Genomic DNA, 23,281 nt, shown 5'->3' with positions numbered 1-23,281 from the left:
CCGTCGACGAAAGGCAGTTTGCTCATGCGTGGGCGACGCCGCGTCGTGTCGCCGACCACCTCGGGTTCGGGAGCCGCCGATGATCGCCGTTCGTTTGTTCCTCAAGCTCGATTCCGACACGCGAATCGGCCACGGCAAGGTCGCCCTGCTCGAAGCGATCGAGGAGACGGGTTCGATCTCCGGCGCCGGTCGGGCGCTGGGGATGACCTATCGTCGGGCCTGGGAACTGGTCGACCACCTCAACAAGGCCTTCGGCCGCCCGCTCGTCACCGGCCAGACCGGCGGCGCCGGCGGCGGCGGAGCGCGGCTGACCGAGCTCGGGCGCGAGGTGGTGGTGCGCTATCGCGCGATCCTGACGGCGACAGAAGCCGCGGCCGCGCCGCATGTCGCGATCCTCGACGACCTGATGAAGACCGCCGATGCGCAGGACGGGGTCGACGACGGCTGCTGAGGCCGTCGCCGATGGTCGCCGCGATCACGCCGGGCGGAAGCCGATCTCGGCGAGGAGGGCGCGCATCGCCGGATCGGCGATGAGGTCGAGGAAGGCCCGGACCGCCGGTCGGTCCAGCCGCGACCGCGGGATCGCGAAGTCGTAGTGTTCTTCCCCATGAGGCAGGAAGGCGAGACCCTCGGCGCGGGCCGCGGGCTCGATCGTCATGCCCCAGTCGGCACCGCCGCGGGCGACCGCGACGACGACCGCGCCGTGCGAGCGCGGCTGATTCTGCCAGCCCTGCGGGCGGCGGCCGGCGAGCAGCCGGTCGATCAGGATGCGCGTTCCGGCACCCTGGTTGCGGTTGACCATGACGACGGACGGGTCGGCGAGCGCCGCCGCGACGGCTTCGGCGACGGTCGAGAGACCGGCGAATCGCGCATCGTCGGGGCGATGGACGAAGCCCTGCATGCGGCGCCAGCCTTCGTGCAGTTCGAGGCCGTCGTCGAGGAAGGGCTGGTTCCAGCCGCCGGTCGCCGCGTCCATCAGATGCATCGGGGCGACGTCGCATTCGCCGCGCCGCGCCGCCTCGAGGCCGCCGGTCGAGCCGAGCGCCAGAATGCGGACGTCGAAGCCGCGGTCGGTGAGGGCGTCGACGATCGGTTCGAGGCCGATGCAGTGCGATCCGGCGATCACCAGATCGGGCAGGCGGATGTCGGGGTCGAACAGCGTCACCTCGCAGTCCGAGCCCGCCGGCAGATGGTCGGCGAGCGCGTCGACGGCGACGAAGCCGTCGGCCTGGGCGAAGGCCGAGATCGAGCCGGAGCCCTTGAACACCGGATGGGCGACCACCTCTCCGGCGTCGCCCTCGGCGAGCGACACCATGACGTATTCGGTGCGGCCGCGGGCCGAGGGCACGCGCACCGGCACGGTCGCCTCGACGCTTTCGTCGGCGCGCGGCTTGAGGCCGGCGAGACGGCGCAGCGACGGCACGACGAATTCGTGGAAGGTGAACATCGCGGAGGCCGGGAAGCCCGGCAGGACGACCACCGCCTTGCCGCGGCAGACGGCGAGGCAGAGCGGCTTGCCCGGCTTCAGCGCCACGCCGTGGACGACGATGCCGGGTTCGCCGAGCTCCGCCACGAGGCGCGAGGTGTAATCGCCGGCGCCCTTGGAGGTGCCGCCGGAGAGCACGACCATGTCGCAGCTGTCGAGCGCGCGGGCGAGGGTCTCGCGCAGCGCCGCCTCGTCGTCCGGCACGCGGCCGAAGATCACCGGCTCGCCGCCGTTCTCGGCGACGGTCGCCGCGACGATCGGGCCGTTGGTGTCGTAGATGCCGGCCGGCGGCAGCGCCTCGCCGGCGGCGACCAGTTCGTCGCCGGTCGAGACGACGGCGACCTTCGGCCGGCGCCAGACCGGCACTTCGCCGATGCCGGAGGCCGCCATCATGCCGATCTCGCGCGAGCCGATCGGCGTGCCGCGGCGGATGAAGACCTCGCCGCGACCGAGATCCGACCCGGCGAAGGCGATGTTCTGTCCGCCCGCCACGGCGCGGCGGACGAGGATGGTGCCGTCGGCGGCCGGTTCGGTCCATTCGACCGGCACGACGGCGTCGGCGCCGCGCGGGATCGGGCCGCCGGTGGCGATGACCGAGGTGGCGCCGGGCTCGATCGCGATCTTCGGCAGACGGCCGCAGGCGATCTGCTCGCCGGTCGGCTTCAGGGCGATCGGGTTCTCCTCGGAGGCCGTGGCGACGTCGCTCGCGCGGACGGCGAAACCGTCCATGGTCGAGCGGTCGAAGGGCGGCACCTCGATCGCCGGCGACAGGCTGCGGGCGACGATGCGGCCGAGGCTCTCGCCGAGCGGCACCGTCTCGACCCCGACCGGCGCGGCGGCGAGCGCCGTCTCGAATCGCGCGAGCGCCTCGTCGCGCCCGAGAACGGTGAGAAACTGGTCCTGTTTCACGGCGGCATGCTCCGGATTGTCTTCAGAGAGTGGGGGCGAGCGCACGGACGGCGAGGGTCGTGCCGTCGGCGAAGCCTTCGCATTCGGGGCCGAGCTCGACCCAGGCGTCGGCGCGGGCGATCGCGGTCCAGGGCGGCCGGCCGGTCGAGAGCGGCTCCAGGGTGCCGTCCGGACCGAGCGCCAGAAGGGCGATCTCGGCGAGGCCGACCTCGGAGACGAGCTTGCGGGCGAGGCGGCCGGCCGTCGTGACGACCGGGGGCGTCCATCCGGCGAGCGCGGCGATCGTCGGCTCGAGGATCGCGAGGGTCGCGACGAAGAGGTCTTCGGGGCGGCCGGAGAGGAGCAGCGCCGGGTGCCCGGCGACGGTGCCCCAGGCGGTCGCCTCGCAGGCGGCGAGCGCCAGGCCACCACCCGCGATCGTACCGGCGGCTTCGAACCACGTCCGCGCCGGATCGGCGGCATCGAGATCGCCGCGGCCGAGGAGGAGGAGGAGATCGTTCTCTGTCGGATTGGCCCCGGCGAAGGTGGCGGTCTCGACGAGGGCCGGGCCGCGGCCGAGGAGGAGCGTCAGCGCGCGGGCGGCTTCGTCCGCCGCGTCCGAGCCGTCGTGGAGGACGGTGACACGCGGCCGGCGGACGGGGAGGGCGGCGATGCCGGCGCTCTCGGCGAGGAAGGCGAGGCGTTCGCTCACGACCGTGCCCGCGGCGGCGAGCAGGCTTCCCGCCCGGGCGCACCAGCCGTGCGGCAGGAGATCGGTCCCCGGCGCCACGACTTCGTGGAAGCGCGGTTCGCCGGCGACCTGCGGAACGCTCGCACGCGCCGCGACGGCGTCGAAGGGGGGCAGGACGGCCTCGCCCGGTTCGACCGCGACGAGGGCGGCGGGCGTCACCGGGGCATAGGGCGAGGCGCCGATCGTGTCGGTCGAGGCGACCGCCCAGCCGGCGCGCAGGGCGAGCGGCATCAGGGGGCGGTCGTAGGCGAAGACCAGATCGTCGGCGAGCACGGCGCCGATCGCCGCGCGCGGCGGCAGGCGGCAGGGCGCGACGGGGGCGGACGTGGCGACGGCCGACCGGCGGAACGCATCGAGCGAGGCGAGGGTGGTGCCGAGGGGGGCATCGGCCGCGGCCGGTCGTGATCGAGTCCTCTTGCCGAGTTTCACGCTCTTCGCGCTCCGTGGTCCGTCCCCGGGGTGACCTTGGCACAGAGCGCGTCGGCTTTCCATCACCCGGCGAGGGCGAGCCCCCTGCACGGGCCGGAACCCATACCAAGGAAGGAGGCCGATCTTGACGGCGATCAAGAAGCGGCGGGTGGGTGTGCGCGACCGTCGCCGACGGACGGGTCCTCGAGGGAAGGAAGCCATGGAAGACGCGAACACGACGATCGAGACGGGAATGATCGGCCACAACGCCACGGAAACGCCGATCACCGTCGAGGTGCGGCTCTTCAACAGCCTCACCCGCCACGGCGGCGGGCTCGGGCCGGTGCAGCGGCTGGAACTGACGGCGGGGGCGACCGTCGGCGACGTGGTCGATCGACTGCGTCTGCCGGTCGGCGACATCTTCCTCGTGCTGCGCAACGGCCGCGACGTGTCGCCCGGCCTCTACGGCGGCGGACAAGTCAACCGCGAGGCGGTGCTCGACGACGGCGACGTCGTCGCCTTCTCCGGTCCCGTGCCCTATTCCTTCGGCATGGGCGCGCCGGTGGTGTGAGGGCAAAACGCCGCGACCGCCATCAATCATTGCGAAACCAAGGTCTGCCATCGTCCAAATTCGAACCGCAAGTCGAGGGCGACATGACGGACCTTTCCGAGCGCGGCGTCTCGTTCGACGACCTGACGCTCCACTATCAGCCGCAGGTGGCCGCCGACGGATCGCGTATCGTCGCGGTCGAGGCGCTGTTGCGCATCATCCGTCCGACGCCGCGTCTGGCGACCCCGGCGGACGTGCTCGCCTGGTACGAGGCGCCCGACGACGCCGAGGCGCTCGACTGGTGGGTGTTCCGCCGCGCCGCGACGGACGCACTCCGCTGGCCGTCGATCACCGTGTCGATCAACATGACGGCCGATCGCTTCCGCGACCCGACCTTCGCCCGCCGGGCGCTCGAGGTGCTGGCCGAGATCGGCATCGACCCGAAGCGGATCGAGGTGGAGATCGTCGAGGGCGCCTACATCGGCGACTTCGAACGGGCGGTCGCCAACATCGAGGTGCTGCGCGCCGCCGGCGTCAAGATCGCGCTCGACGACTTCGGCACCGGCTTCTCGTCGCTGACCTATCTGCTGAAACTGCCCGTCGACAAGGTGAAGATCGACAAGTCCTTCGTCGACGGCGTCGGTCTCGTTCAGTCGGCGGCGATCGTCCATGCGGTCGTGGCGCTCGCCCGGGCGCTGGGGATGAAGATCACGGCCGAGGGCGTCGAGAGCGAGGACCAGTGGCGATTCCTGCGCGCCGCCGGCTGTCACTACATCCAGGGCTGGTTCTTCTCCAAGGCGGTGTCGGCCGAAGCGCTCGACGCCATGCTCGCCTCCGGCATCGTGCCGCGCCGCGACGCGGCGTGAGACCGCGCCCGGCCGCGTGCCGGGCGTCTCCCTTCCAACCATCCGTCGTCGCCGCGATCGCGCCTCACCTGGTGAGCGCGGTCTGGTTGGCGTTCGGGCCGACGCCGGTGGGAACCGGGATGTTGGTGGAGTTGTAGTTGGTGTTCAGCACCATGGTCGGGCCTTCCGACAGGGTGAACTGGTCGGCGACGACGATCGTATAGGCCGACTGGTCGGCGACCGGCCTGTTGGCGGCGACGTGCAGCCGGTTGCGCGGCAGATAGATCGTGCCGAGCAGCATGCGCGCATTGTCGGAATAGATCGTGTGGACCTGACCTGTCGGGGCGGAGCGGTCCTCGAAGACCAGCATGCCGGCCATGTCGCCGGTCTTCGGCGCCGTCAGCGACACGGTCGAGGCGGCCTCGAAGTCGATCACCGCACCGGTGCCGGTCATGAACAGGCCGACGTTGTTGCCGGAGAGAGAGGCGCCGCCGGTGACGACCAGCGGGCCGTTCTTGAAGGCGTAGATGCCCGGGTTCATCGTCACCGAGGCGCCGGTGTCGATGGTGATGCCGCCGCAGTAGGTGCCCGGATTGAGGACGGCCGAACCGCCGGAGATCACCAGCCCGGTCTGGGTGCAGCCCGGTGCCGTCGGCTGCGGCCGGGCGGCGAGCGGGTCGGAGAGCACCGGACAGTCGGTCTGCGGGTCGGGGTTGAAGGACCCCGGCCCCGGCGACGACTTGCCGCCGCCCGAGCAGATGAAGGCGGCCTTGATCACCGCGCTGTTCTTGGCCATCAGGCCGGTCGACTTGGTCGAGTTGGAATAGATCGAGCAGCCCGGCGCTTCGAGCCGAGACGACTTGTCGAGCAGCACCGTCGAGGGTGCGGACGCATTGAGGCCGATGACGCAGATCGGCGCGCCGCCGACGACGCGGGCGGTGGCGGCGACCTGGACGCGGGTCGAGGTGACGGCGCTCAGCACCCAGGTCTGGACATCGGCGGTGAGCGTCACCGTCACCGTCTTGGCGACGTTGTCGACGCTGGGCGTGACGTCGGTCGTGGTCGCGTCGGCGCCGAGCGACTTGCGGGCGAAGTTGGTGGAGACGCCGCCGACCACGTCGACGGCCGAGTTGCCGAGACGGAACTCCTTGGCGCCGGCGAGTGCGGCGCCGTCGGCGATCGCCTGCATGCGGGCGCGGCGGGCGGAAAGGTCGGCGAAGTCGACGGCGCCGCCGCCGACGACGACCAGCGCGCCGGCGGAGAGCGCGAAGGCGAGACCGACGTTGCCGCGGCGATCTCGCAGGAAGCGGGCGAGACGTCGGAACAGGGGCGTGATCACGGCGAGCCCTCCGATCCGGCGACGAGCGCGCGGTGGGCGCGCACCATGAACTTGATCTGATGGGCGAGCAGGCGCCAGTTGACCGGCTTGCACATGAAGGCGGTGGCACCGGCCTCGTAGGCGCGATCGATCGACACCATGTCCTCGCGGCCGGTGATGACCATGACCGGCAGACGGTCGAAGCGCGGATCGGCGCGCAGCACGCGCACCATCTCGATGCCGTTCATCCCGGGCATGTCGACGTCGACCAGAAGCGCCGCCCACGGCCGCGTCGGCAGGGCCGCGAGACCGGCCTCGGCACAGTCGGCAGTCTCGACCCGCACCGTCGGGGTCGAGAGATAGACCGAACAGAACTCGCGCTGAATCGGGTCGTCGTCGACGGCGAGGATGTCCATGTCCTCGGTCAACACATACTCGAATCGGGCGGTCGCGGCGGCGTGGGTCATCGGGTCATCGAAGGGGTTCGACGTGGGCGTCTCGGGCTTCTCGGTCGCGTCTCGGCGCAAGCCTCGAGGGATTTCTAACAGAGAGTTCCTAAAGATGGGTTCGTTTCATTCGCATGTCGTCATGTTTCCGTTTGCCCCGCCTTAACCATGGCGCGGCAGTATCCGGGCATGAAGCTCCCGGTGCCGTCGATCCGAACCCGCCTCCTGCTGCTCGTCGCCGCCGCCGTGGTGCTGGCTACCGCGGTGATGCTCGCGCTGACCCTCCGGCAGGAGACGCTGCGCTGGGGCATCGCCAAGCGCGACGGCCTGTTCTCGACGGCGCAGGTGATCGCGGCGGCCGCCGCACGCGCCACCGCCGAGGGCGACCGCTCCGGCGTGCACCGGGCGATCCGCTCGATGGGCCGCATCGACGGGCTGGTCTTCGCCGGCATCGACGCCGCCGACGGCACGCCGCTCGGCGACGTCGGGGCGACGGAGCAACTGGCGAGCGATCTCGTCCTGACCGATCCGGACGCCGACGTGTCGATCGGCCGGTGGATCGCCAGCCGCACCGTCGAGGTCCGCGTCGACATCGTCGACGAGGGTCGGACGGTCGGCGTGCTCCGGATCCTCGCCGACACGCAGGATCTCGCCCCCCGCCTCTGGGCGTCTGCCCGGGCGGCGGTGAGCGGCGCGGCGCTGGCGCTGGCGGTCGCCTTCGTCGTCGCCTTCCGCCTGCAGCGGCGCATCGTCGGGCCGATCGTGGCGCTGTCGGGCGCCATGGCGCGGGTGCGCGGCGCGCACGACTATTCGGTCGCGCTCGAGCCCGGCGGGCACGACGAGATCGGCACGCTGATCGACGGGTTCAACGGCATGATCGGCGACATCCGCGAGCGCGACGACCGGCTGGCCCGGCACCGCGAACGCCTGGAACAGGACGTCGCCGACCGCACCGCCGACTTCGCCCGTGCCGCCCGCGAGGCGGAGGAGGCGAACCGCGCCAAGTCGGACTTCCTCGCGACCATGAGCCACGAGATCCGCACGCCGATGAACGGCATCCTGGTGATGGCCGAACTCCTCGCCGCTTCCGACCTGCCCAACCGGTCGCGGCGGCAGGCCGAGGTGGTGGCGCGCTCGGGCGCGAGCCTCCTCGCCATCATCAACGACATTCTCGACCTCTCGAAGATCGAGGCCGGCAAGCTCGAGGTCGAGCATGTCGCGGTCGATCCGCACGAGGCGGTCGACACGGTGACGAAGCTCTTCGCCGATCGGGCGCGCACCAAGGGGCTCGATCTCGCCGCCCGGGTGGCGCTGCCGCGCGCCGCGCGGCTCGACGCCGATCCGACACGACTCGGCCAGGTGCTGGCCAATCTCGTCAACAACGCGCTGAAGTTCACCGAAACCGGCGGCGTGACCATCGAAGTCGAGGCCTTCGGCGACGACCGCGTCCTCTTCGCCGTCGTCGACACCGGCATCGGCATTCCCGAGGACAAGCTCGCCACCATCTTCGAGGCCTTCTCGCAGGCCGACCAGACGACGACCCGACGCTTCGGCGGCACCGGCCTCGGCCTCGCCATCGCCCGGCGACTGGTCGCGGCGATGGGCGGGACGCTCGAGGCGACCAGCGTCGAGGGACGCGGCACCTGCTTCTTCTTCACCCTGCCGGTGACCGAGCCGGCGACCGACGTCGCCCCCTGGGCACGGCTCGCGGACGGGCTGCCTTCCGTGGCGATCGTCGCCGTCGGCGGGCGGCAGACGGCGGCGGCGCTCACCGGTCATCTCGGCGATGCCGGCTTCCGGGCGATCGCGGCCGGAGACGGACCGATCGCGGCGGAAGGGGCGCGGCTGGCGATCGTCGATGCCGCACGGCTGCGCGCCGACGGTCGGCCGGCGCTCGGGGACGAGGGCGGCGTGGTCGTGCTGGCGGAGGCCGGCGACGACGTCTCGTCCCTGCTCGCGCAGGGTCTCGCCGACACGTCCGTCGCCTGGCCGGCGACGCGCGAGGAGATCGACGCGGTCGTCGCCTGTCTCGCCGCCGGACGGCCGCTCGCGACCCTCGAGGAGCGGGCGGCGCATCGTGTGGTCGAGCACGCGCGCTTCCCCGGTCTGCGGGTGCTCGTCGCCGACGACGTCGAGGTCAATCGCGAGGTCGCAGGCGCCGCGCTCGGCCGCCTCGGCATCGCGCCGGTCTTCGTCGTCGACGGACGGCAGGCGGTCGATGCGGTGATGCGCGACACCTTCGACCTCGTGCTGATGGACGGCTCGATGCCGGTCCTCGACGGTTTCGACGCGGCGCGCGAGATCCGCGCCTTCGAGGCGCGGGAGGGGCGGGGACGCACGCCGATCGTCGCGCTCACCGCCCATGTGGTCGGCACCGCGGCGGACGCCTGGCGTGCGGCCGGCATGGACGGCGTGTTGCACAAGCCCTTCACGCTGGCCGCCCTCGAGGCGACGATCCGTGCCCATGCGGCCAATCTGGTCGAGGGACCGGCGGAGGCGCCGGTCGCCGAGGTCGAATCGATCCCGGTCGCGGCGAATGCCTCGGACGAGGCGCCGGTGCTCGACGACAGTGTGCTCGACGATCTCGCGGCGATGGCCGGCGGGGCGACGGCGGTCGTCGATCGGGTCGTCCGGCTCTATCAGACTCAGGCAGTGGAGAAGCTGCGCGAGCTGCACGAGGCGGCGCGCGGCGGCGATCTCGACCGGCTCGGAGCGGCGGCGCATGCGCTGAAGTCGATGAGCTTCAACGTCGGCGCCCGGCGCGTCGCGGAGCGGGCGGCGGACATCGAACGGGCGGCGCGCGGCGACGGCCGGGCCGCGACTTCGGCCGACGTCGACCGGCTCGGCGACGACCTTTCGGCGGCCGTCGATGCCATCGCGGCGCGGGGCACGCGTGCATGATCCATGCGTACAAACACGAATACTAATCGGTTACTTGCGTTGTTTCGTCGCATCGCGATGCGAAAGGTGTCCGGACGCGATGATCGTGCGCTCTGGCAACACATTGGAAGATTTGAAATATTAGGAGATTTTCCGGGATCTGTCCGAGGGGGCTTGGATCGGCTTCACGAATCTGTGTCGATTGAAATGTCGGGTAGCCGACAGGATTGTCACAAGTCCAGCAGTAATGTCCCTCGACAACGGCGAGCCATACGTTAGTCTAATGCGCAAGCATAGGACAAACAACGTCTACGTATTCGACCTATCACGTACGTGACAAACACGATCCCGCGCCGTCGTATCCGCGCAGGTTGCCGTCGTCGTCACGTGCTCGATCAACGGAGATGGAACCATGGCTCGTGAATTCCCCGGCCTGCCGACGGTCATCAACGGCAACGGCGCGGTAGCCTACGTGGCGAGCCACGTCTGCGGCGGCGTCATCGGCTATCCGATCACGCCCTCCACCGAGATTTCGGAGAATTACGAGCGGTTCCGGGCGGCAGGCGGCGTCAACGTCTGGGGCCGGCATCCGTTCTTCTATGAGCCGGAGGGCGAGCACTCGGCCCAGAGCGGTGCGCTGGCGGCGGCGCTGACCGGCGGCAAGTACATCTCCAACGCTTCGTCCTCGCAGGGCATCCTCTACGCCCTCGAGTCGCACTACGTGACGGTCGGCAAGAAGGTCGGCGGCTTCGTGCTGCACGTGGCGGCGCGCGTCGTCACCAAGCATTCGCTCAACGTCATGGCCGGCCACGACGACGTCTACGCCCTGCTGCCGGCGGGCTACACCATCCTGTTCGGTGCCGATCCGCAGGAAGCGGCCGACTTCGCCGCGATCTCCTACCGGATCGCCGCCGATTCTCTGGTTCCGGTCGCCAACGCGATGGACGGCTTCGCCACCTCGCACATGACGAGCGAGGCGCTGCTGCCCGAACCGGAACTGCTCAAGCGCTATCTCGGCGATCCGTCCGAGCGCATTCCCTGTCCGACGCTGGCGCAGGAGGTGCTGCACGGCGCCAAGGGCCGCGTCTATCAGCTGAAGCAGTGGGTCGCCCGTCATGCCGACGCCTTCGCGCCGGCCGATCTCGCGAGCCTGCGCAATCTGCTCGACGAACGCGCCGACGTGATCGAGACCGATCGCGGTGGCGCGCTGATCTCGGCGACGGAAGCCTTCGTGCCGGCGGCGCTGATGCCGCGCTGGCGGCGGCTGTGGCTGAACGCCTGGGAGAAGGGCACGCGGATGCGCGTGCCGGCGCTGGTCGATCCCGACAATCCCGGCCTCACCGGCGCGGTGCAGAACCAGCCCGACTATCAGGCCGGTGTCGTCGACCATCACGTCCACTTCCTCGCCGACGTGCCGCGGCTCGCGGCCAAGGCCTTCGAGGAATACGGCGAACTGACCGGCCGCCGCTACGCGCCGGTGATGACCTATGCCTGCGAGGACGCCGAGACGGTGCTGATCGGCCTCGGCTCGGTCACCAGCGACGCCGAGGCGGTCGCCGAATGGATGCGTCGTCACGGCCGCAAGGTCGGCGTGGTGGCGATCAAGCAGCTCCAGCCCTTCCCGGAGGCCGAACTGATCGCCGCGATCGCCGGCAAACGGGCGGTGACGGTGCTCGAGCGGTCCGACGTGACGGCGCTGTCCGATCGCGTGTCGCGGGCGCTGGTCAAGGCGCGCGAGAACGCGGAGAGCGCGACGCCGCGCCATCCCGGCATCCCGGCGCTCGCCGTTCTGCCGCGCACCACCACGGCGATCTTCGGCCTCGGCGGCCACGATCTGCAGCCGCGCCATCTGATCGCCGCCTATGATGCGATGGACCGCGCCGACGCCGCGCCCTTCGTCTGGCTCGGCTCGCGCTTCACCGCGCCGAACGCCCCGGCGGTCGTCAACGATCTGCACCAGCGGCTCGCGGCCGCCTATCCCGAGCGGCTGACCAGCGTGCTCGAGACCGGTGACAACCCGTCCGACCTGCTGCCGGACGGTGCCATGCGCATCCGCTTCCACTCGGTCGGCGGCTACGGCACCGTGGCGACGGGCAAGCTCGCCACCGACATTCTCTCCGGTCTGCTCGGGCTGCACTCCAAGTCCGCGCCGAAATACGGCTCGGAGAAGTCGGGTGCGCCGACCAACTTCTACATCACCCTGTCGCCGGACCCGGTGAAGATCACCAATGCCGAGCTCGAGGACGTCGAGATCGTCCTGTCGGCCGACCACAAGGTGTTCTCGCACACCGATCCGCTGAAGGGCCTCGTGCCCGGCGGCACCTTCGTCTTGCAGACGAACCTGACGCCGCATGCCGCCTGGGAGGCGCTGCCGGCCAAGGCGCGGGCGGCGATCCGCGAGCGCGGGGTGCACTTCATGGTGCTCGACGCCTTCGCCGTCGCCGCGCGTCACGCCCCGACGCCGGAACTCGCCACCCGCATGATGGGCATCGCCTTCATCGGCGCGCTCGCCGGTCGGGTCGACCGGGTGGCGGCTGGTCTCGATCCCGAGGCCGTGGTCGCCCGCATCCGCAAGCAGATCGAGAAGAAGTTCGGCGCCAAGGGCAAGGCCGTCGTCGAAGGCAACATGCAGGTGATCCGCGAGGGTCTCGAGGCGACGCTCGAGGTGCCGTGGCGCGAGCCGGCCTACGAGGAGGCCGAACTGGTCGCGCTGGCGGCGCGGGCCCGCAGCGTCGACACCCGTCTCGCCGGCCTTTCGTCGCGGGCGGCACCGTCGGGCCTGTTCGACCCGATCTACTTCGACGCGATCGTCGGCAAGCCGATGCGCGACGGCTCGATCGGCGAAGCGCCGGTGATGCCGGGTACCGGCCTCTTCCTGCCGCCCGGCAGCGCCGCGGCGAAGGACAAGGGTCTGTTCCGCCGTCAGGTACCGGCCTTCGAACCGGAGAAGTGCACCGGCTGCCTCGAATGCACGCTGGTGTGCCCCGACGCGGCCCTGCCGGCCACCGTCCACGAGATCGCCGACCTGCTGGCGACCGCTGCCAAGGCGACGGCGCTGCCCGAAGGTCGTGCGGCGCGGCTCGCGGCCGTCCTGCCGGCGCTCGAGGCCAAGGTCCGCATCGCGCTCGTCGAAACGAGCGAGAAGCCTGCCCTGTCGGCGCTGGTCGCCGGTGCGGCGGCCTCGGTCGCGGCCGGTGACGGCGAACTCGCGAAGGATCTCGGCGCGCTCGCCGAGACGCTGTCGTGGCTGCCGGTCGCCCGCACCAACCTGTTCTTCGACCAGTTCGAGAAGAAGGCGGCCGGCTCGGGCGGTCTGCTCTCGATCGGCATCGACCCGTCGAAGTGCTCGGGCTGTCTCGAATGCCTGACCGTCTGCGGCGGAGAGGCGCTCAGCGAACAGGTCCAGGACGACGACCTCTACGACGAGATGCAGACGCGCTTCGCCCTGCTGTCGCAGACCCAGCCGTCGCCGCATCGCTTCGTCGGCAATCTCGCCGGCCCCGAGGCCAAGCGCTTCGTGCTCGATCGCGAGGCCTACTACGCCACGACCGGCGGTCACGGCGCCTGCCGCGGCTGCGGCGAGGCGACGGTGATCCGCCAGATCTCCTCGGCCGTCCAGGCGCTCGGCACCCGGCGGCTCGAAGGCGAGACGACGGCGATCGAGACCATGCTCGCCGATCTCGAGAAGGTCCGCATCGGTGCCGAGGGTGCTCGCGCCGAACGGATCGACCGGGCCTCGGCGGTGCTCGAGAAGCGGCTCTTCGCCCTCGAGAGCGGCCCGACCGGCGGTGGCCGTGCGCCGATGGTGGTTGCCAATGCCACCGGCTGTTCGTCGGTCTACTGCTCGACCTTCCCGGCCAACCCCTACCGGGCGCCGTGGGTCAACAGCCTGTTCCAGGACTCGCCGGCGGTGGCCAAGGGCCTGTTCGAAGGTCTCGCGGCCGATCTCGTCGAGGTGGTGCGCGCCCGTCGCATCGCCGCCCTCGAGCGCGACGGCGCCTACGATCCGGCCCGTCACGACAAGGCTCTCGCCATGCTGTCCTGGGCCGACTTCACCGACGAGGAACTGGCGCTGATGCCGACGATCCTGTCGGTCGGCGGCGACGGGGCCACCTACGACATCGGCTTCGGCGCGCTGTCGAAGCTGCTGACGACCCATACGCCGATCAAGGTGGTGGTGCTGAATACCGGTGCCTATTCCAACACCGGCGGACAGGCCTCGACCTCGAGCTTCCTCGGTCAGGACTCCGACCTCGCCAGCGTGGGCGCCGCCCATGCCGGCAAGACCGACGACCGCAAGGAACTCGGGCTGATCGCCGCCTTCCACCCGAAGGTGATGGTGGTTCAGTCGACCCCGGCGATGCAGGGCCACTTCCTGAAGAACGTGCTCGCCGCGCTCGACTATCGCGACGGCCCGGTGGTGATCGACGTCCACACGCCCTGCCAGGGCGAGAACGGCATCGGCGACGCGGTGGCGAGCGGCCATGCCCGTCTCGCGGTCCGCAGCCGCGTGTCGCCGCTCTTCGTCCACGACCCGCGGGTCGAGCCGTCGGCGCGGGCGCGCCTGTCGCTCGCCGGCAACCCGGACGCCGAGCAGGACTGGACCACGGTCGAGCTGGAATGGGACGACGAGAACGGCGTGACGCAGACGATGGAAGTGCCGCTGACCCCGGCCGACTTCGCCCTCGAGGAAGGCCGCTTCAAGAAGCAGTTCCAGCCGCGTCCGCTCGCCGACGACGTCGCCGGCGTGCCGATCCACGACTGGATCGACCTTCCGGCCGCCGAGCGCCAGGGCCGCGTGCCCTTCGTCTATCAGGTGCGCGATCGCAAGCTGGTCCGCTTCGTGGTGCCGGATCCGATCGTCCGCCTGGTCGAGGAGCGGCGGCGCAACTGGCGTCTGCTGCGTCACCTCGCCGGCCGCGACGCCGCCAAGGCGATGGCCGAACGTACGGCCGAGGCCGAGGCGATCCGCGCGCGCTACGACGAGCTCGCGGCGCGTCTGGCGACGCTGACGCAGGCGGCGAAGCCGGCGGAAGCGGCTGCGAATGCCGATCCGAACGGCCACGCGATCGGTGCCTGACCGATCGCCGATGTGAAGTACGGTGGGGAACGCGCCGGTCGGATGTCAGATCATCCGGCCGGCGCGGTCGTTCAGGTCGGCCTTGCGGGCGACGAGCTTGTCGGCGAGCGCCGGGCCGCCGCCGCCCTCCGCCACGACGCGGCGGATCGCGACGTCGGGGATGCGGGTCACGACCGCGATCGCCTTCACGATCTCCGCAGGCGTCATGTCGCCGAAGAGGCGCATGGCGTGCGGGTTGTCGGGGTTCGCCCGCAGGGTCTCGATCTCGCCGACGCTGCGGCCGAAGGCGTCGCCCTTGGGGTCGCCCTGAGCGCGGAATTCCAGCGCGCCGCCCACGTCGAGCGTCGTCGCGACGCCGTCGACCACGCCCTGGTTGTCGCCGTCGAAGCCGACGGCGTCCCAGTTGGCGGTCCAGGCATGGACGGCGAACCAGCGCCGCGCCTGCCGCCGTTCGGCCGGGTCGAAACGGGCGAGGCTGCGCTTGGCGAGGTCGACGAAGACGGTGGCGACATGGGCCTCGCCCACGACCGGCACATGCACCAGCGTCGGCGCGCCGGCGAGGCGATAGAGCGCCGCCGCCAGCCGTTCGTTGCGCGCCAAGGCCGGCGTCTCCGGCGTCTTGACGTAGTACCGTCGCCCGAGATCGTCCTCGTGGATGCCGCCGGGGTTGGAGCCGAGTTGGCCGCCGACCTTGCGCAGGCGCGCGACGTCGAGGCCTTCGGCCGAAATCTCCGTGGTGCGGCGGACGAGGGCGAGTTGGCCGTGCGTCTCGATCGCCCCCTTGCGGACGGCACGGACGTCGCGGATCGCCCGTTCGGGCTCGACGCCGAGTTCGGCGAGGAGGCGGGCGGCGATCATGCCGGCGCGGCCGAGGCCGCCCTTGCAGTGGACGACGACGTCCTCACCGGCGCGGAGCCGCGCCCGGATGTCGTGACCGTCGGCGAGCCAGCGGCGCTCGAAGGCCGGGGAGGGCACCGAGAAGTCGGGGATCGGCAGATGGCGCCAGTCGAGCCCGCGGGCGAGTGCCGCCGGGCCGAGATCGGCGACCTTCAGGGTGGAGAGCTCGGCCGGTTCGACCAGCGTCACGAGTGTCGTCGCGCCCCAGGCGGTGATCGCGTCGAGATCGGTCGAAAGATCCCGCGCCCAGGCGCCCGACATGGCGTCCATGTCCTGCTTGCCGGGGCAGAAGGTGATGCCGATGCGGCCGTGTTCCGGGCTCGCGCGCACCTCGGCGATCTGCAGCGGATGGGTGAGACTGGTGCGAGCGACGATCATTCCGGAGCCCCCGTGGCGACGCGGCCCAAGGTGCCACGGCGGGGCGTCCGTGTCTCCGTCTTCGGGCGACGGAACGATCCCTTGCCGGCGGTTGCCTGAGCGGGCCGAAGATGCTCACATCTCGGCCTGCGCCGTTCCGGCGCCGACCGACCGCGACGGTCGTACGGACCCGCCCATGCGCCTGCTTCTCGCCGAAGACAATGCCGAACTCGCCGAATGGCTCGCCCGTCTGCTCAGGCGCGAGAACTATGCCGTCGATCTCGCCGGCGACGGCGAGGAGGCGGAGGCGGCCCTGACGATCGGCGGCTACGACCTCGTCCTGCTCGATCTCGACCTGCCGCACATCGACGGGCTGACGGTCCTGAAGCAGTTCCGCGGCCGCAACACCTCGACCCCGGTGGTGGTGGTCACCGCCGACGACGCCGTCTCGGCCCGTGTCCGCGGCCTCGACAGTGGCGCCGACGACTATCTGGTCAAGCCCTTCGAGCCGTCGGAACTGCTCGCTCGCATCCGTGTCCAGCTGCGGCGGGCGCGGCCGGGCCGGGCGATGGAGATGCGTTGTGGTCCGCTCGTCTACGACGGCACGACGCGCGCCTTCACCCTCGCCGGTGCCGCGCTCGCCCTGACGCCGCGCGAGAGCGCCGTGCTCGAGGCGCTGATCCTCAAGGCCGGCAAGCCGGTGCGCAAGGAGGCGCTGTTCGAGACGGTCTTCGGCCATCACGACGAGGCCAGCGCCTCGACGATCGAGATCCACGTCCATCGGCTGCGCAAGAAGCTGGAGGGGTCCGGGGTGGCGATCGCGACGCTGCGCGGCCTCGGCTACCTCCTGGGCGAAGAACGATGAGCCGGCTCAGCCTGCGCGGCGATCTGCTGTTGCGGCTCGGCCTGCCGCTCGCCGCACTCGTGCCCTTCAACGTCTGGACGACGCGGCTCGATGCGATCTCCACCGCCGACATCGTGCAGGACCGGACGCTGACCGCCTCGGCGCGGGTGATCGCCGAGCGGATCGAGAGCGACGGCGTGCTGGTCGAGGCGACCATCCCGCCGGCGGCGCTCGAGATGTTCGCCTCCGAGGCGCGTGACCGGGTGGTCTATCGGGTGATCGGGCCGAAGGGCGAGCTCCTCGCCGGCTATCCCGATGGGCCGATGCCGCCGGATCGGCCGAAGGGGCTCCAACCGCTCCATTTCGACGCCGCCTTCGAGGGGCGGCCCGTGCGGGCCGTCGCGCTGGTCCAGCCGATCGTCATGGCGGAAGGCACGCGCGAGGGCATGGTGGTGGTCGGCTCGACGCTCGCCGGCCACGACCGGCTGGTCGCCGATCTGTGGTGGAAGGCGCTGCGCGATCAGGTTCTGCTGGTCGCCGCCGCCTGCGGCCTCGCCGCCTATGGCCTGACGCGCGGCCTCGCCCGGCTGACGCGGCTGCGCGACCGCATCATGGCGCGTGACCCCAAGCAGCCCGAACGGCTCGCCGACGACGACCTGCCGCACGAGTTCCGTCCGCTCGCCCGCGTCCTCGATCAGGCCTTCGAGCGGATCGAGGGCGACGTTGCGATCCAGCGCCGTTTCGTCGCCAATGCCGCCCATCAGCTGCGCACGCCGCTCGCGGTCCTGAAGACGCAGGTCGGCGTCGGTCTCGCCGAACCGGGCGACGGGCCGCAGCGCGAGGCACTCTCGGCCGTCGACCGCTCGATCGACGTGATGAGCCGGCTGGTCAACCAGCTCCTTTCGCTGGCACGGGCCGAACGCGGGGCGGCGGTGCGCAAGGATCGGGTCGATCTCGTCGCGCTGATCGGCGCCCGGCTCGACGATCTGGCGCTGCTGGCGGTCGAGCGGCGGGTCGACCTCGCCTTCGAACCGGCGGTCGATCGGCTGGAGCTCGAGGGCCATGCGACGCTGCTCGGCGAGATCGTCGCCAATCTGGTCGACAACGCGCTGCGGCATGCCGGTCGTGGCGGCGAGGTGGTGGTTCGCGTCGAGCGCCGCGAGGCGACGGCGGTCGTCGTCGTCGAGGACACCGGGCCGGGCATTCCGGAGAGTGAGCGCATGCGGGTCTTCGAGCGCTTCCATCGGCTCGATCGGTCGGACGGGAGCGGCACCGGGCTCGGCCTCGCGGTGGCGCAGGAGGCGGCAGCGGCGCACGGCGGACGGATCACGCTCCATGCGCGCGCCGACGGGGCATCGGGGCTCCGCGCCGAGGTCGTGTTGCCGATTGCGCCCTGAAATGCGACGACCCCGCCCGGCAGGACCGGACGGGGCCGCTTCGCGTCGATCGGCCGGGGGTCAGCCTTCGGCGCCGTGGGGCTGCGGCCGCCACTTGGCGAGCCGATGCTCGAGCTTCGACATCGCCCAGTCGGCGGTCAGCGCCACCACCATGATGACGACGATCGCCGCATACATGCCGGCCGCGTCGAACGAGCCCTTGGCGACGTTGATCAGCAGGCCGATGCCATATTTCGAGCCGACGAACTCGCCGACGATGGCGCCGACGATGGCGAAGCCGAAGGAGACGTGCAGCGAGGCGAAGATCCAGCTCATCGCCGAGGGCACGATCACCGAGCGGGTCAGCTGCCACGGCGAGGCGCCGAGGATCTGGGCATTGGCGATCATGTTGCGGTCGGCCTCACGCACGCCCTGGAAGGCGTTGGAGAAGACGACGAAGAACACCATGACGAAGCTCAGCGCCACCTTCGAGCCGAGGCCGAGCCCGAAGATCATGATGAAGATCGGCGCCAGCACGACGCGCGGGATCGAGTTGATCACCTTGATGTAGATCGAGAAGATGTCGGCGAGCATGCGGTTGCGGCCGAGCGCGATGCCGATCACCACGCCGGCGATGGCACCCGAGAAGAAGCCGGCGAGGCTCTCCTCCATCGTCACCCAGAGATGGAACCACAGCGGGCCTTCGGCGGTGCCCTCGGTGATCCATTCCCACAGGCGCTCGGCGATGGCCGAGGGCTGGGAATAGAAGAACGGGTCGATCCAGCCGCGCGTCGAGGCCAGTTCCCACCCGCCGAGGGCTGCGGCGAGGATGGCCCAGCGCCAGGCGAGGACCTGATAGCGGCGCAGGCGTGCGGCGCGGGCGCCGGGGGTCTCGCCGGCGCCCAGCGGCTCGGCGACGGCGGCGGGAAGCGTGGTGACGTCGGTCATGGGCGCCTCCTCAGGCCGCGCTGCGGGAATAGCCCGCCTGCACTTCCTCGCGCAGGTCGGACCAGATGGTGTGGGAGATCTCGATGAACTTCGGATCGTAGCGGATGTCGGCGACGACGCGCGGGCGCGGCAGATCGATGGTGTAGACCGACTTCACCGTCGCCGGGCCGTTGGTCAGCACGTAGACGCGATCGGCGAGCGCGATCGCCTCCTCGAGGTCGTGGGTGACGAAGATCACCGAGGCCTGGTTCTCCGACCAGAGATTCAGCAGTTCCTCGTGCATCACCACCCGGGTCTGGACGTCGAGCGCCGAGAAGGGCTCGTCCATCAGCAGGATCTTCGGGTCGTTGATGAAGGTCTGGGCGAGCGAGACGCGCTTGCGCATGCCGCCGGAGAGCTGGTGGGGATAGTGCTTCTCGAACTTCGACAGGCCCACCCGCTTCAGCCAGGCGCGCGCCTTGTCGTAGGCCTCGTCCTTCGGCCGGCCGCGGAAGATGGGGCCGGCGACGACGTTGTCGACGACGGTGCGCCAGGGGAAGAGCGCATCGGACTGGAAGACGTAGCCGATGCGCGGGTCGATGCCGGTGACCGGTTCGCCGAAGACCTCGACCCGGCCGAGCGTCGGCATCGACAGGCCGGAGACGAGGCCGAGCGTCGTCGACTTGCCGCAGCCGGTCGGACCGACGACGGCGACGAACTCGCCGCGGCCGACGGTCATGGAGAAGTCGCGGATCGCCGTCATGTGGCGCCCGTCGGGGGTGAGGAAGCGGCGCTCGACGTCGACGAGTTCGACGGCGGGGCCGGCGGCCTGCGGGGTTTCGGACATGCGAGGGCTCCTTCGCGCGGGCCGGGCCTCGCGCGGGCGTGTCGTGTCTGACGGGGGAGGGCGCGTGAGGCGCTCGGCCTCACGCGCGAGAGGTCACTTCGCGGCCTTCACGAACTCGGTCGTGTAGGTCTTGGAGAGGTCGATCTGCTTGCCCTTGACGTTCTTGGAGAAGCCAGAGAGCACGGCGAGCACCGTCGCCGGACCGTCCTCCGGCATGACGCCGTCGGCGGTGAACTGCTCCTTGCCCTCGGCGATCGCCTTGACGTAGAGCGCGCGGTCGCCGGCCCAGTAGTCCTTGGGCATCTTGTCGGCGATCTCCTCGGCCGAGTGGGTCGACATCCACTTCAGCGTCTTGACGAAGGCGTTGGCGAGCTTCTGCACTTCCGGCTTGTGGCCCTCGACGAAGGCGGTCGACATGTAGAGCGAGGCGGCCGGATAGGTGCCGCCGAGCGCGGCGCGGGTCTTCTCCGGCGTGCGCATGTCGACGAGGACCGCCGCCTCGCCGGTCTTCAGCAGGCGCGAGATGGTCGGTTCGGTGGTCATGCCGGCCTGGATCTTGTCCTGCTGCATGGCGGCGATGAAGGTGCCGCCGGCGCCGACCGGCAGGGTGGTGAAGGAGCCGAGCGGCACGCCGTTCTTCACCGCGAGATACTGGGTGAGGAAGTTGGTCGACGAGCCGAGGCCGGTGACGCCGAGCGACTGGCCCTTGAAGTCGGCCGGCGACTTGATCTCGGGGTGCTTGGTGGAGACGAGCTCGACCTCGCCGGGGGCGCGCGAGAACTGCACCACCGACATGACGAACTTGCCCTTGGCCTGCAGGTCGATGCAGTGGTCGTAGAAGCCGACCACGCCCTGCACGGCGCCGGCGAGCATCTCGTTCTCGGCGTCGACGCCGGCGGCCTCCGACAGGAGTTCGACCTCGAGGCCCTCGTCCTTGAAGAAACCGAGCTGCTCGGTGAGCTTGGCGGGCAGATAGATCTGCTTTTCGATGCCGCCCACCATGATGGTGATCTTGTCGGCGGCGGAAGCGGCGGTGATCGAGGCGGCGAGCGCGGACGTGGCCACGGTCGCAAGCACCCATGCCTTCACGGACATGCGTTTCTCCTGACGTTTCTTCAGGCCTTCCTCTCGACGCCCCAGGGCGGGAGAAGGCTCGACCGTGATCATGATCGATCCGGCTTTCATTCAGCTTTCAATCGATGCGACTTCGACGGAAGTGGCAAGGGGGTGGGAAAACGGCGGGTGGACCACGCGAAAACGGGGTCCGTCTCGCGACGGACCCCGTTTCATGGCGTTCTCCTGCCCCTCGGATCGTGCCCTCACGGGCGTCCGGTCATTCGGCCCCGCGCAGGGCCGCGAATTCCTCGGCCGTGGCGTAGGAGGTCTGGGTGCCGGGGCGGGTGATCGAATCGGCGGCGTAGCGGGCGGCGAGCTTCAGCGAGGCCTCGACGTCGCGGCTCTCGCCGTAGAAGCGGGCGAAGGAGCCGATGAAGGCGTCGCCGGCGCCGGTGGTGTCGACCGGCTTCACCGCGACCGGCGGGATGCGGGTGACACCCTTGCCGTCGACCAGCAGCGCGCCGCGCGAGCCGAGCGTCACCACGACGACGCGGATACCCTTGTCGACCAGCGACTTCGCCGCGACGATCGCCTCGACCTCGTCGCCGACCGGCATGCCGGTGAGGAGCGCGAGTTCGGTCTGGTTCGGGGTGAGGAAGGTCACCTTCGAGATGCGGGCGAGATCGAGCGCCGCCGCCGGGGCTGGGTTGAGCACGGTCTCGATGCCGTTCGCCGCGGCGAATTCGATCGTGTGATAGACGGTCTCGAGCGGCACCTCGAGCTGCATCAGGATGAGATCGGCGTGCTTCAGGTCCTCGCCGGCGCGGTCGACGTCGGCGGGGGCGAGATGGCCGTTGGCGCCCTTGATGATCAGGATCGAGTTCTCGCCCGACGGCTCGACGAAGATCGGCGCGACGCCCGAGGAGACGCCCGGCACCTTCTCGACGTGTTTCGTGTCGATGCCGAAGCGGCGGAAGTTGGCGATGGTCGTGTCGGCGAAGGCGTCGTCGCCGACCTTGGTGACCATCGTCACCTCGGCGCCGAGCTTGGCGGCGGCGACCGCCTGGTTGGCGCCCTTGCCGCCGCAGCCCATGCGGAAGTCCGGCGCCTCCACCGTCTCGCCGCGGTCGGGCATGCGGGTGATGTAGCTGATCAGGTCCACCATGTTGGAACCGACGACGGCGATCTTCACGGGCATGACGGTCTCCTCGGGATCAACGGAACTTGCCGATCTCGGCCTCGACGCGCGCGGCTTCCCCGCTGTCGAGATGGCCGAGACGGACGGAGAAGGCGGCGGTCTCGCCGGGCGCCAGCGAACGGACGTGGCCCTTGGCCTTCTCGGCGATGCGGCCTTCCGGCTCGCAGGTCGCGGGCAGGGCGAAGGCGGCGACCTGCTGATCGCCGTTGTCGAAGATCCAGCGCACGGTGTGCGGCAGGTCGTCGGGGTTCCAGGCGATGGTCAGCGCGTCGCCTTTCGGCGTGACCTGCATCATCGCCGTGCGCCCGTCGGCGCCGCGGCGAACCCCGCGGACGTAGAACACCTGCTCGGGATCGTAGCGCTCGGGCCGATCGAGGACGGCGGAGCTCGACGGATCGCGCGCCAGTTCCTCGATGAAGGCGAGATAGGCGGGCGTCGGCCGGACGTGGCCGGGGACGACCGAGCGCACCACCGTGTGCGCCGCGTCGAAGGGCGCGGGCTGGACGATGCGTCCGCCCTTCAGGAGCGCGAAATTGACGTGCGCCATGTACATCAGGTCCATCGGCGCCGAGGCGAGGTTCTCGACGCGGATGCCGAAGTCGAAGAGCGCGGTGCCCGGCCTGAGCACGATGCGCGGGCTGGCGCGATAGTGGTCGCCGAAGCCCATCACCCATTCGCGGGTGCCGGTCAGCGCCAGATAGGGGCCCTCGATGTCCTCGCCGATCTCGAGCGCCGCCGACTGCATCGGCGCGCAGGGCATCTCGCCGTGCAGCGGATGGGTGTCGGCGGGCGACGGGCAGCCGTTGCTCAAGAGCCCCGAGTGGAAGGCGAAGCAGCCGTAGGTGGCGGCGATGGACTCGGCGGGGCGCGGCTCGGCGAACATGTCCTTCATGCCGAGATCGACGCCGTCGAAGACCGCGTCCCAGATCATCTGGCCCATGAAGGGCAGCACGACGAGGTGGCCGCGGTCGTTGGCGAGCCGGATCGCCGCGATGCCGCTCGGATAGCGGAAGGGGCGGGCGGTGAGTGCGCCGGAGCGCAGCAACTCGTATTCGGCTTCGCCGAAATGGCTCTCGCGCAGCGTGACGGTGGTGGTCATGGCACCCTCTTCTGGTCGTCTCGCGTCC

The 23,281-nt window shown here is 70.6% G+C and carries 17 protein-coding genes; 7 read left to right on the top strand and 10 right to left on the bottom strand.

What is annotated here, in order from left to right; genetic code table 11:
• The first annotated feature begins 79 nt into the window (after nt 1-79).
• Nucleotides 80-451 (top strand): winged helix-turn-helix domain-containing protein, encoded by a 372-nt coding sequence (locus tag ACT53U_RS01605; protein ID WP_476152181.1) that lies wholly within the window; start codon nt 80-82, stop codon nt 449-451.
• A 24-nt stretch (nt 452-475) separates the two neighbouring features.
• Here ACT53U_RS01605 and ACT53U_RS01600 read toward each other — a convergent pair whose 3' ends face one another.
• A complete protein-coding gene (locus tag ACT53U_RS01600; RefSeq protein WP_476152179.1) occupies nt 476-2,395 on the bottom strand; it encodes a molybdopterin biosynthesis protein in 1,920 nt (639 codons plus the stop codon).
• 22 nt (nt 2,396-2,417) lie between these two features.
• Nucleotides 2,418-3,554 (bottom strand): hypothetical protein, encoded by a 1,137-nt coding sequence (locus tag ACT53U_RS01595; RefSeq protein WP_476152177.1) that lies wholly within the window; start codon nt 3,552-3,554, stop codon nt 2,418-2,420.
• 199 nt (nt 3,555-3,753) lie between these two features.
• Between ACT53U_RS01595 and ACT53U_RS01590 the strand changes: the two genes are divergently transcribed.
• Nucleotides 3,754-4,104, top strand: a complete 351-nt coding sequence (locus tag ACT53U_RS01590; protein ID WP_476152175.1) for a MoaD/ThiS family protein — start codon at nt 3,754-3,756, stop codon at nt 4,102-4,104.
• An 83-nt stretch (nt 4,105-4,187) separates the two neighbouring features.
• Nucleotides 4,188-4,949: an EAL domain-containing protein gene (locus tag ACT53U_RS01585; protein WP_476152173.1), complete on the top strand. Its 762-nt coding sequence runs from the start codon at nt 4,188-4,190 to the stop codon at nt 4,947-4,949.
• Nucleotides 4,950-5,013: 64 nt separating this feature from the next.
• On the opposite strand, the gene ACT53U_RS01580 is transcribed toward ACT53U_RS01585, so the two are convergent.
• On the bottom strand, nt 5,014-6,267 hold the full coding sequence (locus tag ACT53U_RS01580) for a pilus assembly protein TadG-related protein (RefSeq protein WP_476152171.1): 1,254 nt from the start codon (nt 6,265-6,267) through the stop codon (nt 5,014-5,016).
• The gene (locus ACT53U_RS01575) at nt 6,264-6,713 is read right to left on the bottom strand and encodes a response regulator (RefSeq protein WP_476152169.1); all 450 of its coding nucleotides are present in this window, start codon (nt 6,711-6,713) and stop codon (nt 6,264-6,266) included. Before ACT53U_RS01575 ends, ACT53U_RS01580 begins: the two co-directional genes overlap by 4 nt.
• 180 nt (nt 6,714-6,893) lie before the next feature.
• Here ACT53U_RS01575 and ACT53U_RS01570 point away from each other — a divergent pair, with 180 nt between their 5' ends.
• Both ACT53U_RS01570 and ACT53U_RS01565 read left to right on the top strand, forming a co-directional pair.
• Nucleotides 6,894-9,593, top strand: coding sequence for an ATP-binding protein (locus ACT53U_RS01570; RefSeq protein WP_476152168.1), 2,700 nt, complete (start codon nt 6,894-6,896; stop codon nt 9,591-9,593).
• 391 nt (nt 9,594-9,984) lie between these two features.
• Nucleotides 9,985-14,652, top strand: a complete 4,668-nt coding sequence (locus ACT53U_RS01565) for a 2-oxoacid:acceptor oxidoreductase family protein (protein ID WP_476152167.1) — start codon at nt 9,985-9,987, stop codon at nt 14,650-14,652.
• Nucleotides 14,653-14,697: 45 nt separating this feature from the next.
• Here the strand turns inward: ACT53U_RS01565 and ACT53U_RS01560 are convergent, their stop codons facing one another.
• Entirely contained in the window at nt 14,698-15,927 is a 1,230-nt protein-coding gene (locus tag ACT53U_RS01560; protein ID WP_476152165.1) for a cyclin-dependent kinase inhibitor 3 family protein, read from the bottom strand.
• Nucleotides 15,928-16,102: 175 nt separating this feature from the next.
• Between ACT53U_RS01560 and ACT53U_RS01555 the strand changes: the two genes are divergently transcribed.
• On the top strand, nt 16,103-16,771 hold the full coding sequence (locus ACT53U_RS01555; RefSeq protein ID WP_476152164.1) for a response regulator: 669 nt from the start codon (nt 16,103-16,105) through the stop codon (nt 16,769-16,771).
• A complete protein-coding gene (locus tag ACT53U_RS01550) occupies nt 16,768-18,147 on the top strand; it encodes a sensor histidine kinase (RefSeq protein ID WP_476152163.1) in 1,380 nt (459 codons plus the stop codon). Before ACT53U_RS01555 ends, ACT53U_RS01550 begins: the two co-directional genes overlap by 4 nt.
• 60 nt (nt 18,148-18,207) lie before the next feature.
• On the opposite strand, the gene ACT53U_RS01545 is transcribed toward ACT53U_RS01550, so the two are convergent.
• The 5 genes from ACT53U_RS01545 to ACT53U_RS01525 all read right to left on the bottom strand — a co-directional run bounded on the left by ACT53U_RS01545 (nt 18,208) and on the right by ACT53U_RS01525 (nt 23,253).
• Nucleotides 18,208-19,074 carry an ABC transporter permease gene (locus ACT53U_RS01545; protein ID WP_476152162.1) on the bottom strand — a complete coding sequence of 289 codons (867 nt, stop codon included), beginning with the start codon at nt 19,072-19,074 and terminating at the stop codon, nt 18,208-18,210.
• A gap of 10 nt (nt 19,075-19,084) precedes the next feature.
• Entirely contained in the window at nt 19,085-19,900 is an 816-nt protein-coding gene (locus ACT53U_RS01540) for an ABC transporter ATP-binding protein (RefSeq protein WP_476152160.1), read from the bottom strand.
• Nucleotides 19,901-19,993: 93 nt separating this feature from the next.
• The gene (locus ACT53U_RS01535; protein WP_476152159.1) at nt 19,994-20,995 is read right to left on the bottom strand and encodes an ABC transporter substrate-binding protein; all 1,002 of its coding nucleotides are present in this window, start codon (nt 20,993-20,995) and stop codon (nt 19,994-19,996) included.
• Nucleotides 20,996-21,233: 238 nt separating this feature from the next.
• On the bottom strand, nt 21,234-22,154 hold the full coding sequence (rbsK, locus tag ACT53U_RS01530; RefSeq protein WP_476152157.1) for a ribokinase: 921 nt from the start codon (nt 22,152-22,154) through the stop codon (nt 21,234-21,236).
• Nucleotides 22,155-22,170: 16 nt separating this feature from the next.
• Nucleotides 22,171-23,253, bottom strand: a complete 1,083-nt coding sequence (locus ACT53U_RS01525) for an aldose 1-epimerase family protein (protein WP_476152155.1) — start codon at nt 23,251-23,253, stop codon at nt 22,171-22,173.
• Between the last annotated feature and the right edge of the window lie 28 nt (nt 23,254-23,281).

Source organism: Pinisolibacter sp. DMC19 (assembly GCF_056313985.1).
The sequence above is the reverse complement of the archived record's forward strand: the minus strand, read 5'-3'. Positions and strand labels throughout refer to the sequence as shown.